Annotated in this window: 14 protein-coding genes; 8 read left to right on the top strand and 6 right to left on the bottom strand. The window is 73.5% G+C overall.

The window, feature by feature from the left end; translation table 11 throughout:
* Positions 1 to 4135, bottom strand: a 4135-nt coding sequence (locus ACWEPX_RS18625; protein WP_451898442.1) for a hypothetical protein, incomplete at its 3' end; no start/stop codon positions are given.
* A 177-nt stretch (positions 4136 to 4312) separates the two neighbouring features.
* Here ACWEPX_RS18625 and ACWEPX_RS18620 point away from each other — a divergent pair.
* Genes ACWEPX_RS18620 through ACWEPX_RS18605 form a run of 4 tightly spaced genes read left to right on the top strand, consistent with a single transcriptional unit; the run spans position 4313 to position 7363 of the window.
* Positions 4313 to 5299, top strand: coding sequence for a helix-turn-helix transcriptional regulator (locus ACWEPX_RS18620; RefSeq protein ID WP_451898441.1), 987 nt, complete (start codon positions 4313 to 4315; stop codon positions 5297 to 5299).
* Entirely contained in the window at positions 5290 to 6213 is a 924-nt protein-coding gene (locus ACWEPX_RS18615; protein WP_451898440.1) for a DMT family transporter, read from the top strand. Before ACWEPX_RS18620 ends, ACWEPX_RS18615 begins: the two co-directional genes overlap by 10 nt.
* A gap of 5 nt (positions 6214 to 6218) precedes the next feature.
* Entirely contained in the window at positions 6219 to 7073 is an 855-nt protein-coding gene (locus ACWEPX_RS18610; RefSeq protein ID WP_451898439.1) for a bifunctional methylenetetrahydrofolate dehydrogenase/methenyltetrahydrofolate cyclohydrolase, read from the top strand.
* Positions 7070 to 7363, top strand: a complete 294-nt coding sequence (locus tag ACWEPX_RS18605; RefSeq protein ID WP_451898438.1) for a DUF3017 domain-containing protein — start codon at positions 7070 to 7072, stop codon at positions 7361 to 7363. Before ACWEPX_RS18610 ends, ACWEPX_RS18605 begins: the two co-directional genes overlap by 4 nt.
* Here the strand turns inward: ACWEPX_RS18605 and ACWEPX_RS18600 are convergent.
* A complete protein-coding gene (locus ACWEPX_RS18600; RefSeq protein ID WP_451898437.1) occupies positions 7356 to 8153 on the bottom strand; it encodes a helix-turn-helix domain-containing protein in 798 nt (265 codons plus the stop codon). The two genes, ACWEPX_RS18605 and ACWEPX_RS18600, sit on opposite strands and share 8 nt — an antisense overlap.
* A gap of 220 nt (positions 8154 to 8373) precedes the next feature.
* Between ACWEPX_RS18600 and ACWEPX_RS18595 the strand changes: the two genes are divergently transcribed.
* From ACWEPX_RS18595 to ACWEPX_RS18585, 3 genes are all read left to right on the top strand, one after another.
* On the top strand, positions 8374 to 9357 hold the full coding sequence (locus ACWEPX_RS18595) for a malate dehydrogenase (RefSeq protein WP_451898436.1): 984 nt from the start codon (positions 8374 to 8376) through the stop codon (positions 9355 to 9357).
* A 66-nt stretch (positions 9358 to 9423) separates the two neighbouring features.
* Positions 9424 to 10239, top strand: coding sequence for an inositol monophosphatase family protein (locus ACWEPX_RS18590; protein WP_451898435.1), 816 nt, complete (start codon positions 9424 to 9426; stop codon positions 10237 to 10239).
* A 198-nt stretch (positions 10240 to 10437) separates the two neighbouring features.
* Positions 10438 to 10836: an SsgA family sporulation/cell division regulator gene (locus ACWEPX_RS18585; RefSeq protein ID WP_451898434.1), complete on the top strand. Its 399-nt coding sequence runs from the start codon at positions 10438 to 10440 to the stop codon at positions 10834 to 10836.
* A gap of 138 nt (positions 10837 to 10974) precedes the next feature.
* Here the strand turns inward: ACWEPX_RS18585 and ACWEPX_RS18580 are convergent, their stop codons facing one another.
* Positions 10975 to 11352, bottom strand: coding sequence for a bacteriophage spanin2 family protein (locus ACWEPX_RS18580; RefSeq protein ID WP_451898433.1), 378 nt, complete (start codon positions 11350 to 11352; stop codon positions 10975 to 10977).
* A gap of 43 nt (positions 11353 to 11395) precedes the next feature.
* Complete coding sequence (locus ACWEPX_RS18575) at positions 11396 to 12739, bottom strand: serine/threonine-protein kinase (RefSeq protein WP_451898432.1); 1344 nt, start codon at positions 12737 to 12739, stop codon at positions 11396 to 11398.
* A 29-nt stretch (positions 12740 to 12768) separates the two neighbouring features.
* Between ACWEPX_RS18575 and ACWEPX_RS18570 the strand changes: the two genes are divergently transcribed.
* Positions 12769 to 13431, top strand: coding sequence for a spermidine synthase (locus ACWEPX_RS18570; RefSeq protein ID WP_451898431.1), 663 nt, complete (start codon positions 12769 to 12771; stop codon positions 13429 to 13431).
* Here ACWEPX_RS18570 and ACWEPX_RS18565 read toward each other — a convergent pair.
* On the bottom strand, positions 13403 to 13969 hold the full coding sequence (locus ACWEPX_RS18565) for an HhH-GPD-type base excision DNA repair protein (RefSeq protein WP_451898430.1): 567 nt from the start codon (positions 13967 to 13969) through the stop codon (positions 13403 to 13405). The two genes, ACWEPX_RS18570 and ACWEPX_RS18565, sit on opposite strands and share 29 nt — an antisense overlap.
* A gap of 105 nt (positions 13970 to 14074) precedes the next feature.
* Positions 14075 to 14527 carry a hypothetical protein gene (locus ACWEPX_RS18560; RefSeq protein WP_451898429.1) on the bottom strand — a complete coding sequence of 151 codons (453 nt, stop codon included), beginning with the start codon at positions 14525 to 14527 and terminating at the stop codon, positions 14075 to 14077.
* Positions 14528 to 15314: the final 787 nt, after the last annotated feature.

Below are 15314 nucleotides of genomic sequence, written 5' to 3'. Positions count from 1 at the left end.
CCTGCCGCCCGTCCGCCTGCTGCCGCCCGTCCGCCTGCTGCCGCCCGTCCGTCTGCCGCCCCTCCGCCTGCCGTCCGTCCGCCTGCTGCCGCCCGTCCCGCCGAGCCCCTTCTCCTTGCCCAGCAGACGCGACCTGCTCACCAGACGCAAAGCCCTGACCGACTTCGCTGGCCGAGCCCGGCTCCCCCTGGAACCCCGACGGCGCAAACGGCTGCTCACCCGGCTTGAACGCCTGCCCCCCAGGCCCAAACCCGTGCTGCCCAGGGCCGAACCCGTGGTCATCAGGCTTGAACCCCGGGTCACCGAACGGCGGTTCCCCAGGCTTAAACGGCTGCTCCCCAGGCGCGAAGCGCTGCGGCTCCCCAGCCCCAAACGGCTGCTGCCCGAACTGCTCACGCGGCCCACCAGCAAACCCCTGCGGCCGACCACCCGGCTCCTGCGGCTCACCAGCAAACCCCTGCGCCCGAGCGCCCGGCTCCTGCGGCTCACCAGCAAACCCCTGCGGCCCACCGAGCCGCTCGTGCGGTTCACCGCCGAATCCCTGCGGTCCGCCTGCGTGCTCGTGCGGCTCGCCGCCGAACCTGTGTGGTCCATCGGCGTGCTCGTGCGGTTCGCCGCCGAAACCCCGTGGTCCACCGGGCTGCTGGCGCGGGTCGTCCGAGCGCACCGGGGAACCATCAGCCTGCCCACGCGGCTCGCCCGCGAGCCCTCGGGGGCCGCCAACCGGCCCACCCCCGAATCCGTGCGGCCCACTACCTGGCTCACCAGCAAACCCATGGGGTCCCCCGGCTCGCTCGTCCGCAGGTCCCTGCGGTCCGCCAACCGGCTCGCCTGCGAAGCCGTGCGGCCCGCTGGCTGGCTCGCCCACAGATCCCCGGGGCCCGCCAACCGGCTCACCTGCGAACCCGCGCGGTCCACCGCCAGGCTCACCCGCGACTCCTTGCGGTCCGCCAACCGGCGCTCCAGCAAAGCCGTGCGGCCCACCGCCAGGCTCGCCCGCAAAGCCCTGCGGCCCGCCAACCGGCGCGCCTGCGAACCCCTCTGGGCCACCGGCCTGCTCGCCCGCAAAGCCCTGCGGTCCACCAACTGGCTCGTCCGCGAAGCCCTGTGGGCCACCAACTGGCGCGCCTGCGAAGCCCTGGGGGCCACCAGACCGCTCGCCTGCGATGCCCTGTGGGTCGCTGCCCTGCTCGCCTGCGCCGAACGCCTCCGGGCCACCTGCGGGCGCGGACGCCTGGGTGCCGGTCGGTCCCTGGCCACCGGGTCCGAAGCCCTGGTGGGCGAGCTGCTCCTGCCCAGCAGGCGCAAACCCTGGCCCGCCAGCAGGCGCGAACGGCTGGCCGCCGAACTGCTCCTGCCCAGCGGGTCCGAACGCCTGGCCCACGGCCTGCTCCTGCGCGCCGTGGGCCTGGGCGCCTACCGGCACCTGCCCCCCGGGCGCGAACGGCTGGTCGCTGCCCGGCTCTTGCCCGGCCGCGAAGGGCTGGCCACCCGGCTCCTGCGCTCCGGCCCCGAACGGCTGGCCGCTGAGAGGCTCCTCCGCTCCGGCTCCGAAGGGCTGGGCGTCGAGAGGTGCTTGACCAGCAGCTCCGAAGGGCTGCCCTTCGTGCGGCTCCGGCGTGCTGGCTGCGAATGGCTGGGCTTCGGGCGGCTCCTGTGCCTCCGCTCCGAAGGACCTGCTGCCTTGCGCGCCGGGGGCGTACGGCTGGGTGCCGGGTGGCTGCGCTCCAGGGGGGAAGGGTTGGGCGGCTTGTGGGTCGGCCGCGAAGGGGGTGTCGCCTGCTTCGGTGAAGGGGGTGCCAGGGGCGTCGGGCTGGGGGGCCCGGTCCTGGGCGGCGGGGTCGAAGGGGGGCCCCTGGGCTGGGGTGGAGTCCCTGTCCGGTCCACCGGGCTCGGCGAAGTCCTGGGCCGGGGCGAACAGGGGGCTGGGCTCCCCGGCAGACGCTGCGAACAGGGGCTGGTCCTCGACGGGCTCGTCTGGGAGGGCCGTCAGGGGGGCCGCGCCGCCGTGGGTGAAGAGCTGTTCGTGGGCGGGGGGTTCGGCGAACTGGTCCGGGGTGTCCGGGGGGAGGGCGTGGCGGGAGGCGGTGTCGCGTCGCGGGGTGAACTGGCCGAAGCGGCCGGGGCGGTAGTCCTCTTCGTCGTCGTCGAAGTGGTGGGGTTCGAAGGGGCGGGCGGGGCGGAAGAGGTCTTCGCCGGATGGGCTCGACTGCAGGGGGCGGCTCGGGGGGAGCGGCCTGCGCTGGTCGTAGGAGTCATCGTCGTCGTCTTCGAGGTCGGCGAGGGGGGCGCTGACCGTGGCCGGGCCCGCGGCGGGGGCGGGCTCCAGGATCAGCTTGCCGACCAGGAAGGCCGCGGCGTCGGCGGCGTCGGTGAAGACCGCGGGGGCGACGTAGTGGCCGTCGAACCAGCCGACCCGCCAGCCCTCGCCGGTCTGCTCCATCGTCCACGCCGCACCCGACGGCGTGCCCACGGTGTAGGCCGACGACGCCACACCCAGCTCGTCCAGCCGCGCCCGCATCCGCTCCACGACGTCCGCAGCGGGCTCGACCGGCGGCAGCGGCTCGGGCACGACCCCGGGATCGGCCACATTCGCCTCGTCCCGCACACCCTGCGCGGGCTCGAACGCCTGCTCACCCTGCGCCGGCTCGAACGCCCGCGAGGACCCGAACGCCTCCTCGGCCTGGGTCGGCTCGAAGGCCCGGTCGCCCTGCGCGGGCTCGAAAGCCCGCTCGGCCTGGGTCGGTTCAAACGCCCGCTCAGCCTGCGAAGCCTCGAACGCCTGCTCAGGCTGCCTCGGCTCGAAAGCCCGGTCACCTTGCGCGGGCTCGAACGCCTGCTCAGGCTGCCTTGGCTCGAAGGCTCGGTCACCTTGGTCAGGCTCGAACGCCTGCTCAGCCTGCGCGGACTCAAACGACCGGTCACCCTGCCCAGGCTCGAACGCCCGCTCAGCCTGCGAGGCCGCGAACCCCTGCTCGGCCTGTGCCGGCTCGAAAGCCCGGTCGCCCTGCGCAGGCTCGAACGCCCGCTCACCTTGCGCAGGCTCGAACGCCCGGTCACCCTGCCCAGGCTCAAACGCCTGCTCAGCCTGGGCAGGCTCAAACGCTTGCTCAGCTTGCGAGGGCTGGAACCCCTCCTCGCGCGCAGGCTCATCCCGCTCGGCCGAGTCGCCCTGCGGGGCCTCGAACCCGGCAGACGCGACCCCCTCTCCACCGCGCGGTTCGGCGAACTCCGGCTTCGGCGGCTCGAACCCCGGCTCAGCGGGGGCCGCGAAGGCGTCCGCGGGCGGCTGGTCGGCCTCGAACCGGGGCTCCGGGGGCCGGACCGGCGGCCGCGGTGGCCCGGCGATGAACACCGCCGCGCCGACCCTGGCCTGCTCGTCGACCTCCGGCATCCGGAACTCCGCGCGGCGGATGTGGGCGACCAGCTCCGGGTCCGGCGGCACGCCGTGGGCGCGCAGGTAGAAGTTGACCGCGGCGGGCCAGACCCACACGCCGTCGGTGTGGAAGGCGACCGGGACGGTCTGGCGGCGCTCCTCGTCGAAGTGGTCGACGTCGTAGCCGCGGGCGGGCAGGGCCAGGGGCGCGGCGTCGAGGTAGCGCTGGATCCGCTCGGCCTCGTCGGCGTCGAGCGGGGGGCGGTTGAGCACCGGCCCAGCGGGGCCCATGCCGTCGAAGATGCGGGCCCTGCGGAACGGCGGCTGCAGCGCGGTCAGGGCGCGGGTGAGCCACTCCGGGACGTTCTCCTCCTCGCGGGGGAACATCCGCAGCTCGTCGAAGAAGGCCGGGGGCGGGGGCGGGTTCTGCCAGCGCGGCTCGTCCCGGTCGTACTCCAGGTTGTAGGCGGCAGGCCGGTCGAGCTGGTACCGGGCGTTGAACCAGGTGCCGCGGCCCTCCCGGTACATGCCTGCGCGCAGCCGGGCGAACAGCCCGACGATCTCCGGGGCGACCGGCAGGTCGGCCCCGCCGCCGTCGGCGAAGGCGACGTGCCCGACCACCTCCGTGTAGCGGCCGATGGCGCGGAAGGACACCTCGATCGACGACCAGTCGGTCGGCGCGGCCCGCAGCAGCGCCAGCCCGATCTGCTTGACCAGGGCGTCCTGTTCGGTCGGGTTGAGCTGGGTTGGTCCTGCCACGCGCCTATCTTCCCCTGTCCCGGGATCGCCAGCACACGGTGTACCCGAGGCCGCTGCCCTGCCTGCGGCGATGACGCAAAGTCAACCCCCATCTCAACCCGACCGGGTGAGGGCGCGCCCTGTTTGTGCCGGCGGCACAGGTGTGCCAGTCTCCGCCGTGCACCGACGGAGGTCCGCATGTCCGACGGCGATCTCGCGCCGCACCTGTCCCGTCTCGGCCTGCCCGACGACGAGATCCACGTCTACCAGTACCTGCTGCGCACCGGTCCCTCGACGGTCGAGGAGATCGCCGCGGGGGCGGCGCGGCCCCAGCCGGGCGTGCGCGCGGCCGTGCGGGCGCTCACCGACGCCGGGCTGGTCGGCACCGGCGGCGCGGACGGCTCGGTGTTCACCCCGGTGCCGCCCGCGTCCGGCCTGGAGATCCTCAGCCGCAGGCGGGCCAGCGAGCTGGAGCAGGCCAGGGTCGCCACCCTCAACGCCTACGACACCTTCCGCCGCGCGGTCTCCCCGCAGCGCACCGACGACCTGATCGAGGTCGTCACCGGCACCGCCATCGCCCAGCGCATCCAGCAGATGGAGCTGAGCGCGCGGACCGAGATCCGCAGGCTGGAGTCGCCGCCGTACTTCACCGAGGGCCACGTCAACAACGCCGAGCTGGAGCAGCTGGCCCGCGGCGAGGTCACCTACCGCGTGGTCTACGCCCGCGCCTCGGTCGAGGACCCCGCCCGCTACGCCAACAACATCCAGCCGTGCGTGGCCGCGGGCGAGCAGGCCAGGGTGCTCTCCGAGGTGCCGGTCAAGCTGACGATCGTGGACCAGCAGTTCGCCACGGTGTCGCTGCCGGTCGCCGAGGCCGACGTCAACCGGTCGCTGCTGGTCGTGCACCCCAGCTCGCTGCTCTCGGCGCTGATCGGGCTGTTCGAGGCGTCCTGGCGGCTGGCCGTGCCGCTGCAGGCGGGCGCGCACGCGGTGTCCCCGGTCCAGCCGATCGAGCAGCGCCTGCTCGGCCTGCTCGCCGCAGGCGCCAACGACGACTCCATCGCCCGCCAGCTCGGCATCAGCAGGCGGACCGTCTTCCGCCACCTCCAGCGCCTGATGGAGCACGCGGGCGCGACCTCCCGCTTCCAGCTCGCGGTGCACGCCGTGCGGCACCGGTGGATCTGAGGCGCGCCGCCGGGCTGCTGGCGGGCTTCGGCGGCGGGGTCGCGGTGGCCGTGCAGGGCCGGATCAACGGCGAGCTGGCCGCGGGGTTCGGCGACGGGCTGTTCGCCGCCCTGGTGTCCTTCAGCGTCGGCCTCGCGCTGCTGGTCGGGGTCGTGCTCACCGGGCGGAACCCGCGGGCTGCCGTGGGCCGCTGGGTCACCGCGCTGCGCACGCGCAGGTTGCGGCCGTGGCAGTGCCTCGGCGGCGCGGCGGGCGCGTGGTTCGTCACCACCCAGGGCCTGACCGTCTCGATCCTGGGCGTGGCCGTGTTCACCGTGGCCGTGGTCGCCGGGCAGGTCGTGAGCAGCCTCGTCGTCGACCGCGCCGGGATCGGGCCGGGCGGTCCGGTCGCCGTCACCTGGCAGCGGGCGCTGGGCGCGGCGCTGGCCGTGGTCGCCGTCGCCGTGGCGGTCTCCGACGAGTTCGGCGAGCCCGACAAGCTCTGGCTGGCCGTCCTCCCGGCGCTGGGCGGGGCGGCGATGGGCTGGCAGCAGGCGGTCAACGGCCTGGTCAGGATGGCCAGCGGCAGCGTCCGGTTCGCCACCGCGGTCAACTTCGCCGTCGGCACGGCCGCGCTGCTGCTCGCCTGCGCGGTCGACGTCCTGGTGCGCGGCTGGCCCGCCGCCCCACCGGCGCAGTGGTGGCTCTACACCGGCGGGGCCATCGGGGTGGTCGGCCTGTCCGCGGCGGTCTTCGCCGTGCGGCACATCGGCGTGCTGCTGCTGGGCCTGTCGGCGGTGTGCGGGCAGATCACCGGGTCGATCGCCGTCGACCTGCTCGACCGCGGCGTCTCCGCGGCGACGGTGGCGGGCGCGGCGGTCACCGTCGTCGCCGTGGTGGTCGCGGCGGCGCGCAGGCCGGGAGTGAGAGGATGACGGCCGTGACGGCGACGATTCTGGACGGCAAGGCCACCCGAAACGCGATCCTGGACGAGCTGCGCGGGCGCGTGGCGGCGCTGGCCGAGCAGGGCGTGGTGCCCGGCCTCGGCACGATCCTGGTCGGCGACGACCCCGGCTCCCAGGCGTACGTGCGCAGCAAGCACAACTTCTGCCGCAAGGTCGGCATCAACTCCATCCGCCGCGACCTGCCCGCGACCGTCACCCAGGCCGAGCTGGAAGCCACGATCGACGAGCTGAACGCCAACCCCGACTGCACCGGCTACCTGATCCAGCTCCCGCTGCCCGGCCATCTCGACGCGGGCCGCGCGCTGGAGCGCGTCGACCCGGCCAAGGACTCCGACGGCCTGCACCCGACCAACCTGGGCAAGCTGGTCCTCGGCGACGCGGCCCCGCTGCCCTGCACCCCGGTCGGCATCGTCGAGCTGCTGCGCCGCTACGACGTCCCGCTCGCGGGCGCCCGGGTCACCGTCGTCGGCCGCGGCGTCACCGCGGGCCGCCCGCTGGGCCTGCTGCTGACCCGCCGCAGCGAGAACGCCACGGTGACCCTCTGCCACACCGGCACCAAGGACCTGGCCGCCGAGGTCCGCCGCGCCGACATCGTCGTCGCCGCCGCGGGCAGCGCGGGCCTGATCACCGCCGACATGGTCAAGCCGGGCGCGGCCGTGCTCGACGTCGGCGTCACCCGCACCGACGCGGGCCTGGTCGGCGACGTGCACCCGGACGTGGCGCAGGTCGCCGGGTACCTGGCCCCGATGCCCGGCGGCGTCGGCCCGATGACCATCGCCATGCTGCTGCGCAACACCGTCGAGGTGGCCGAGCGCGCCCTGCGGTCGTGAGCGGGGAGCAGCGCGGCCGCGGCCCGGTGCTCGTCCACCTGCCGTTCGTGCTGGTCATGCTGGTGGTCGCGGTCGGCCTGGCGCGCATCAGCATGTACCACTGGCGCGAGGGCAGCGTCTGGATCGGGCTGGCGCTGCTGCTGGCCGCGGGCCTGCGGGCCGTGCTGCGCGACGAGCAGGCGGGCCTGGTCGCCATCCGCGGCCGCGCGGTCGACGTGCTCAGCTACGGGGCCTTCGGCGTGGTGGTCATCGCCGTCGCGGTGACCATCCAGGGCGGCCCGCTCACCTAGCCAGCCGGGCGATCCTGGCCAGCGACTCCTCCTCCGACAGCGCCGTGCTCAGCAGCTCGACCACGACCCGGTCGTAGTGGCGCACCTCGGCCGGGTCCTCGACGAACAGCCGCGACGTGCGCTTGTCCAGCACCACGACCGCGCCCCGGTGCGGGAACTGCAACCGCTGGAACGGCCCGCCGAGGCCGGGGTGCCCGTGCGGCAGGTCCGGGATGAGCCGGATGGTCACCGACCGGCGCCCGCCCGCCTCGACCAGGTAGCGCAGCTGCTCGCGCAGCACGTCCGGCCCGCCGACCGCGGTGCGCAGCGCGGCCTCGGCGATGATCGCGTAGTAGCGCGGCGGGTTCGGCCTGCGCAGCACGGACTGGCGGTGGATGCGCTGGGTCCAGCGGTCGTCGTCGTCGAGCATCGCCACCTCGCGCAGGGCGGCCTGGGCGTAGGGGACGGTCTGCAGCAGCTCGGGCACCAGCGCCGACTGGTAGTCCACCAGCATCGCCGCGCGCGACTCCAGGAAGCGCAGCGCCGAGTCCGACCCGCTGGGGCCGCCCGAGCCGTCGGCGAGGCTGGCGGCGAGGTCGATCAGGTCGTCGCGGTTGAGCCCGGTGACGCCGTAGAGGCCGAGCAGGGCGGCCACGTCGTCGGGGGCCTGGGGCGCGCGGCCGTTCTCCATCCGGCTGAGCTTGGCCGCGCTGATCCCCACCTTGGCCGTCACCTCGGCCAGGCTGAGCCCGACCCGGTCGCGCTGGGTGCGCAGCTCCGCGCCGAGCAGGGCCACACGCACGTCCGACATCGTTCTCCCTGATCCTGCTCCGGGGACGCGCGCCATGATCGCGGCAGGTCGGCCGCCGCGGCGGGCGCGCGTTCCGGTGTCGCGGCAGAACCACCCGATGGGGTCGGCCGGAGACCCTGCTCACCGTCCACGGCCGCGGCCGCCTGCGGTTGGTAGCCTCCAGATCGCCGGGCGTCGCCGCAGGCATGGCAGCCCGCTGAGACCGGGAGGGAACCGCCCAGTGGCACCCGTCAACGTGACCGTCACCGGAGCCGCGGGACAGATCGGCTACGCGCTGCTGTTCCGCATCGCATCGGGGCACCTGCTCGGCCCCGACACCAAGGTCAACCTGCGGCTGCTGGAGATCCCGCAGGCGGTCAAGGCCGCCGAGGGCACGGCGATGGAGCTGGACGACTGCGCCTTCCCGCTGCTGTCGGGCATCGAGATCACCGACGACGCCAAGAAGGCCTTCGACGGGGTCAACGTGGCCCTGCTCGTCGGCGCGCGGCCGCGGACCAAGGGCATGGAGCGCGGCGACCTGCTGGCGGCCAACGGCGGCATCTTCAAGCCCCAGGGCGAGGCCATCAACGCTGGCGCCGCCTCCGACGTGCGCGTGCTGGTGGTCGGCAACCCGGCCAACACCAACGCCCTCATCGCCGCGTCGCACGCCCCGGACGTGCCGCGCGAGCGCTTCACCGCGATGACCCGCCTCGACCACAACCGCGCGCTCTCGCAGCTGGCGGCCAAGGTCGGCTGCGCGGTCACCGACATCAAGAAGATGACCATCTGGGGCAACCACTCCGCCACCCAGTACCCCGACCTGTTCCACGCCGAGATCAACGGTCAGTCGGCGGCGTCGGTGGTCGACGACGAGGCGTGGCTGGCCGACACCTACATCCCGACCGTGGCCAAGCGCGGCGCGGCGATCATCGAGGCGCGCGGGGCCTCCAGCGCTGCCTCGGCGGCGAACGCGGCCCTCGACCACATCTACGACTGGGTCAACGGCACCGCCCCCGGCGACTGGACCTCGATGGCCGTGCCGTCCGACGGCTCCTACGGCGTGCCCGAGGGCCTGATCTCCTCGTTCCCGGTGACCTGCTCCGGCGGGGAGTACTCGATCGTGCAGGGCCTGGAGATCAACGAGTTCTCCCGCGCCCGCATCGACGCCTCCGTGGCCGAGCTGGCCGAGGAGCGCGACGCGGTGCAGGCGCTCGGCCTCATCTAGCGACCGTCCACGACGGCCCCTCCCGAAACCCGCGGGCGGGGCCGTCGCGCTTGTTACGGTCAGGTGGTGAGCCTGATCGCCTGGCCTGTGCCGGTCCCCGACCTGCCCGCCGACGTCCACCCGGCGCTGGCGGGCGCCGCCCGCGCCGCCTCCGCCGCCTACGGCCTCATCCGCCGCTCGCACGGGCGCGCCGCGCTCGCCGAGGAGGTGGGCATGGGCGCGGACGGGACGCCGACCATGCGCGTGGACGCCGCCGTCGAGGAGGCGATCGCCGAGTCGGCCCAGCGCAGCGGGGTCAACCTGCTGTCGGAGGAGATCGGCTTCCTCGACCACGGCTCGGCGCTGACGCTGGTGGTCGACCCGGTGGACGGCTCGGCCAACGCCGCGTCCGGGGTGCCGCTGTCGTGCTTCGCGGGCGCGCTGGTGCGCGACACCCTGCCCGTCGAGGCGCTGACGACCTGGTTGGACACCGGTCGGGCGTGGTGGGCGCGGGCCGGGCACCCGACGCCGTTCCGCACGAGTGGACGGACGGCGCTGGCGGGCGCGACGGTCAACCTGCTGCGGCCGCGGCAGTCCAACCGGGACGCCTGGCTGCGGGTGGCCGACCGGGCGGGCAGGCTGCGCATCCTCGGCACCACCTGCCTGGAGGCCATCCTGGTGGCCGAGGGCTCGGTCGACGCCTTCGCCGACGCGGGCTCGGACACCCTGCGGATCGTCGACCTGGCAGCGGCTCTGGTGACGGTGCCCGCCGCGGGTGGGACGGTCATCGACGCCCGCGGCCGGGCCCTGGAATTCGACCCGGACCTGTCCCGGCGGTGGTCCGGGATCGCCGCCGCGACCCCGGAACTGGCCGAGGAGCTGGCCACCGCCATTCTCGGGTGACGCCAGCCTCACGCGAACGGGTCGCGCGCGCCGCATTCGGTGCTACTGAGTGGACAGCCGTCGGAACACGGTCGGACCTGCTTCCCCCGTACGAGGGAAAGTGCAGGTAATGGCATCACGGACTGCTGCCGACGGCGTTTCCCTGTCAGCGGTCCCGGGAACGCCTGTCCCGGGGCCTGGATGGACAGGGAGGCACCGATGACCAGCGAGCACACCGAGGAACTGATCTCGCTCTACAACGGCAGCATTCCGGTGCGGTCCCGGTGGACCTACCGGTCGGCCGAGCCGTTCACGGTCGCGGCCGCCTTCCAGTCCGACAACGACAGCTGGGTCGAGTGGGTCTTCGCCCGCGACCTGCTGCTCGCGGGGCTGTCGGCGCCCGCTGGCGAGGGCGACGTCCGGTTCCGCCCGGGGGCGGAGTCCGGCGGCCGCGTGCTCTACGTCGAGATCGAGTCGCCCGACGGGCGCGCGGTGCTCGTGCTGAGCCACGCGGACGTGACCGCGTTCGCCGCGACGACCGCGGCGATGGTCCCCATCGGCGAGGAGGGCGACCACTTCGACGTGGACGCGCTCATCGCCGAGATCACCAACGTCTGAATCCGGCGCCGCGGGCGCGGCGCAGGCCGGGTGATCGCGGGTGGGCTGTGGCCGCCCGCCCACCGATCACCGCGCCAGCCACCGCGCCCGTCCACGGTCCGGCCGCCCGCCCGAGTCGTCGGGGCGGGCGGCCGGCCGCTACAGGCAGGCCTGGCTCAGCGCGTTGAAGGCGTCGAGCTTCTGCTGGGTCCAGTCGGCGAGGTTCGCCGGGTCGAGGTTGGCCGGGATCTCGCGCAGCTGGGTGGCCATGCCGTCGAGCGCCTGGCTCAGCGTCGTGTCGCCCACGTCCTGGGCCAGCGCGGTCAGCTCGTCGGCCTTCTGCTGGGCCTCGTCGACGGCCTTCTGCGGGTCGCTCGCGTCCGGGGTGAACCCGGCCAGCTCCAGCGCCTTGACGCACACGCCCGCCTTGTCGGCCGCGTTGCTCGCGCTGTCGGCGGCCTGCTGGACCTCCGCGCACGCGGTGAGCGCGCCGATCAGCGCCGCGGCGGTCAGGGTGGTGGCAATCCGAGATCGCATCGTGCTCCCGTCGATGGCGGAGGGGTCACGGCCAGGTTACCGATCATCCCGCGGTGAACGCGCTGCCGGTGGTCTGCCCGCCCGGCTTCCCGGCCAGGCACAGGGCCGTGGCCCGGTCGTTGCTCGGGAAGACCTCCACCGACCACCCGGTCGTGTCGATGGTCGCCCGCTTCGCCATGACCGAGGTCGAACAAGCAGCCTTGACCTGCGGCAACTCCGCGATCTGCGTGCCGGTTGACCCCTCGGAGCCCGCGGGCAGCCGCACCCCGCTGAACGCCTGCCACGGGTGCCGCTGCGAGCACTCGACGGGCCGGGCGGTGAACTGCATGTCGGAGATGATCACGAGGCCGCCGAAGCACCGGTCGGGCACGCAGTAGCCGTCGGCCTCGTGGCCCGCGCACTCGACCATCCCGTCGGGCGCGGCCTCGGCGCTCTCGGTGGGGTCCCCGGCGGGTGGCTCGGTGGACAGGGCGTCGGCCGCGGGCAGCAGCCCGCGGCCGAAGAAGCCCGCCGCGACCAGCAGCGGGACCGCGATCACCGCGGCGGCCTTGTGCCTGCTGCGCGGGGCGACGGGCCGGGCGCGCCGCTGGCCGGTCAGCTCGTCGCGCAGGCGCTCGGCGGAGTCGGTGCGCCGGGCGGGGTCGGCCGCCAGCGCGCCGAGCAGGGCGGCGTTGACCTCGGCCGGGGCGTGCGGGATCGGCGGCACCTCGCGGTGCAGGGCGCCGACGAGCTGGTCGAGGGTGGTGGCGGGCCAGGGGATCTGGCGGGGGAGCGAGCCCGCGATGAGGGTGTAGAGGGTGGCGGCGAGGGAGTAGATGTCGCCTGCCGGGGTCGGCGCGGCGTGGGCGAAGACCTCGGGGGCGGCGTAGTGCGGGCTCAGCGCGCCGACGGTGACGGTGCTCTCGGCGTGCGCGTCGAGGATCGCGGCCAGGCCGAAGTCGGCCAGCTTCACCGCGCCGAAGGCGTTGACCAGGATGTTCGCGGGCTTGACGTCGCGGTGCAGGATGCCCGCCGCGTGCATCCTGGCCAGCGCGTCGGCCAGCCGGGCGCCCATCTCCACGACCTCGTCGACCGGCAGCGGGCCGCGCTCGGCGAGCACGTCGGCCAGCGACCCGCCGGTGCACAGCTCCATCACGATGTAGGGCCTGCCGTCCTCGGTGACCCCGGCGTCGTAGACGTTGACCACGTTCGGGTGGCCGGACAGCCGCGCCGCCGCCCGCGCCTCCCGCAGGAACCGCGCCTGGTCGCGCTCGCTGCTGAGCACCCGGTTGTCCAGCTTGACGGCGACGTCGCGCTCGAGCCGGTGCTGGCGGGCCAGGTAGACCGCGCCGAAGCCGCCCTGGCCGAGCGGGCGCAGCAGGGTCAGCCCGGGAATGGTCGGAAGCATGCCGCGGACTCTGGCACAGTGGGGGTCATATGGATGAGCTGCCCACCGTGATCGCCCGCGCCGACGGCGCCTGCGGCGAGCTGGTCCTGCGCCGCGTCGGACCCCACCACGAGATCATCGCCGACGGCATGTTCCTGATGGACACCCGCGCGGGCGACTCCGAGCGCCTGCTGGTCGACGCCGCCGCCGAGCGCATGCCCGAGGGCGCGCCCCTCGTCGTCGGCGGCCTCGGCGTCGGCTTCTCCCTGGCCGCCGCCCTGGCCCACCCGCGGGTGGGGGAGGTGGTCGTCGTCGAGCGCGAGCAGGCCGTCGTCGACTGGAACCGCGGCCCGCTGGGCAACGCCGACCTGCTCGACGACCCCCGCACCCGCTGCGTCACCGCGGACCTGGCGGCCTGGCTGTCCACAGTGGAGTCCCCGGTGGGCGCCCTCTGCCTCGACATCGACAACGGTCCGGACTGGACGCTGGACGAGGGCAACGCCGCCCTCTACACCGACCCCGGCATCGACCTGCTCACCGCCGCCCTGCGCCCCGACGGCGTCCTCGCCGTCTGGAGCGCCGCCCGCAGCACCCCGTTCCACACCCGCCTGCAATCCCGCTTCGCCGAGGTCGAGGAACTCCCCGTCCCGGTCCCCCGCGGCGAGCCGGACGTGGTCTACCTGGCTACGCCTTCGCCTTCATCGCCTTCTTGAACGCCCGAACCGCCGCGAGCGACTCCGCGTCCACCACATCGGCGACGCTGCGCTTGGACCCCTTGGCCCCGTAGTCCCCGGCCGCCTTGCGCCACCCGTAGGGCGTGACGCCGAGCTGCTTGCCGAGGAGGGCGAGGAAGATCTTCGCCTTCTGCTCGCCGTACCCGGGCAGCGCCTTCAACCGCTTGAGCACCGTCTCCGCACTCGGCTTGTCCCGCGTCCAGATCTGCGTCGGATCCCCGTCGTACTCCGCCACCAGGTACTGGCACAACACCTGCACCCGCTTCGCCATCGACCCCCCGTACCGGTGGATGGCAGGCGGCGTCGTCGCGATCGCCGCGAACTCCTCCGGGTCGTACTCGGCGATCACCCGGACATCCAACCCCCCAATCCGGTCATACAACTTCTTCGGCCCGTTGAAGGCGACCTCCATCGGGATCTGCTGGTCCAGCAGCATCCCGATGAGCAGCGCCAACGGGCTTTCCTCCAAGAGCGCGTCAGCCTCGGGGTTCTGAGCGATGCAGAGCTTGGGCGTCATGCCGGAAGGATCGCACAACCCCCGCCCCAAGCCATCCCCGACGCGAGGGCCAAGCCGGCCGACCACCACCGACGCAGGCACGCGGGCGCCCTCCAGCGCCAGCCCCTAAAACCGCCACACCAACCATTGGGCGAACAGATCGACGATCGCATTGCCGGCCATCGCCGACGACTGGTTGATGCCGACGAGGACGATCAGCAGGGCGCCGAGCATTCGGAGCAGCGCGAAATCATCCCCTTGGAGCCGGTACTCCGTCGCCACGAACACGGGGACGACCACGGCGGTGGACAGGATGATCTTCGGCCAATCCCAGAACGACAGGTCGAAGGAGCCGATGACGACCGCGTACGCGGAGGCGAGGAAGAAGAGGGCGAGGTAGGCGGCGGCCGTGAAACCCCAGTGGAACCTGCTGTAGTACACGACCCGGCCCTCGTCGGCGTCGTTGACCGAGTTCATGTTGATGCTGCCGTAGATGTTCCGCACCTGGAAGATGTTCTCGGTGGAGCTGTTGCGGATGCGGTTGTCGGTGTTGAAGTCGTAGTCCTCGTTGTAGCCCATGCTCGGTCCCCCGCGTCAGCCGGATCGCGTCAGCAAGAGAAGATAACCCGGGCGTCCGACAATGCGAGAAAGTCCCCGAGCGGTCGTCACCAATTCGGCCTAGTCAGAAACATGACAATTCCGCAGCTGTGCGGACTGGTGCCTGGGCGGCAGCGATCCCCCGGTGCCGCGTCGGCGTTGGGCATGTCGGGAGATGTGATCCACTGCCCCCGCCGTTCACCCTGGTCACCACGTCCACACGTGGAGGCGGCGATGTTGAAAGAGGCGACTACCACCAAGCACCGCAAGGTCGCGGTTGCCGCGTTCCTGGCCTCCACTTTCGAGTGGTACGACAACTTTGCCCCGGCCTTAGCGGTCCCAGGTGCCTGAACACCGATACGTGCCTGACCTGCGCTTTCCTGCTGGTAATGTCCCGTCGCGTCCGGTCGCTTCCCGACGTCTGACGGCCTGTTGACGGCCTGCCCGTGGACGCCTTGCGGCCACTGTGGAGGAACGTGTGCCGGCAAGCAGTCGGGGCGCTGGAGCAGTCCGCGGCTTGCGGGGCTGCCGGGCCTCGATGGGCTGCGGTTCGGCGTAGGTGCTGCGGTCCTCGCATAGGGCGTAGCGGGTCCAGATGACCAGTTGATCGGGCCCGGGGGTGACGGCGGCGCATCGTGGCTCCTGACGTGAGACGACCGGCTGAGTCTCAACAGGGGGCTTGCTCCTCCCCCTGCTTCCTCGCCCTTGCCGCCCCTAGCGTCGGGAGTGCGGTGTCAAGGGTGGCGCTCGCGCCATCGCGCAGCGACGC

It is taken from the genome of Actinokineospora sp. NPDC004072 (genome assembly GCF_053604195.1).
This window is presented reverse-complemented; position numbering and strand designations above follow the sequence as displayed.

What these genes read in the sequence shown, in the direction of transcription:
- ACWEPX_RS18580 (WP_451898433.1), bottom strand. Translation starts at nt 11,352, where the DNA reads ATGCGATCTCGGATTGCCACCACCCTGACCGCCGCGGCGCTGATCGGC.
- ACWEPX_RS18600 (WP_451898437.1), bottom strand. Translation starts at nt 8,153, where the DNA reads ATGTCGGACGTGCGTGTGGCCCTGCTCGGCGCGGAGCTGCGCACCCAG.
- ACWEPX_RS18570 (WP_451898431.1), top strand. Translation starts at nt 12,769, where the DNA reads ATGGATGAGCTGCCCACCGTGATCGCCCGCGCCGACGGCGCCTGCGGC.
- ACWEPX_RS18620 (WP_451898441.1), top strand. Translation starts at nt 4,313, where the DNA reads ATGTCCGACGGCGATCTCGCGCCGCACCTGTCCCGTCTCGGCCTGCCC.
- ACWEPX_RS18560 (WP_451898429.1), bottom strand. Translation starts at nt 14,527, where the DNA reads ATGGGCTACAACGAGGACTACGACTTCAACACCGACAACCGCATCCGC.
- ACWEPX_RS18565 (WP_451898430.1), bottom strand. Translation starts at nt 13,969, where the DNA reads ATGACGCCCAAGCTCTGCATCGCTCAGAACCCCGAGGCTGACGCGCTC.
- ACWEPX_RS18575 (WP_451898432.1), bottom strand. Translation starts at nt 12,739, where the DNA reads ATGCTTCCGACCATTCCCGGGCTGACCCTGCTGCGCCCGCTCGGCCAG.
- ACWEPX_RS18585 (WP_451898434.1), top strand. Translation starts at nt 10,438, where the DNA reads ATGACCAGCGAGCACACCGAGGAACTGATCTCGCTCTACAACGGCAGC.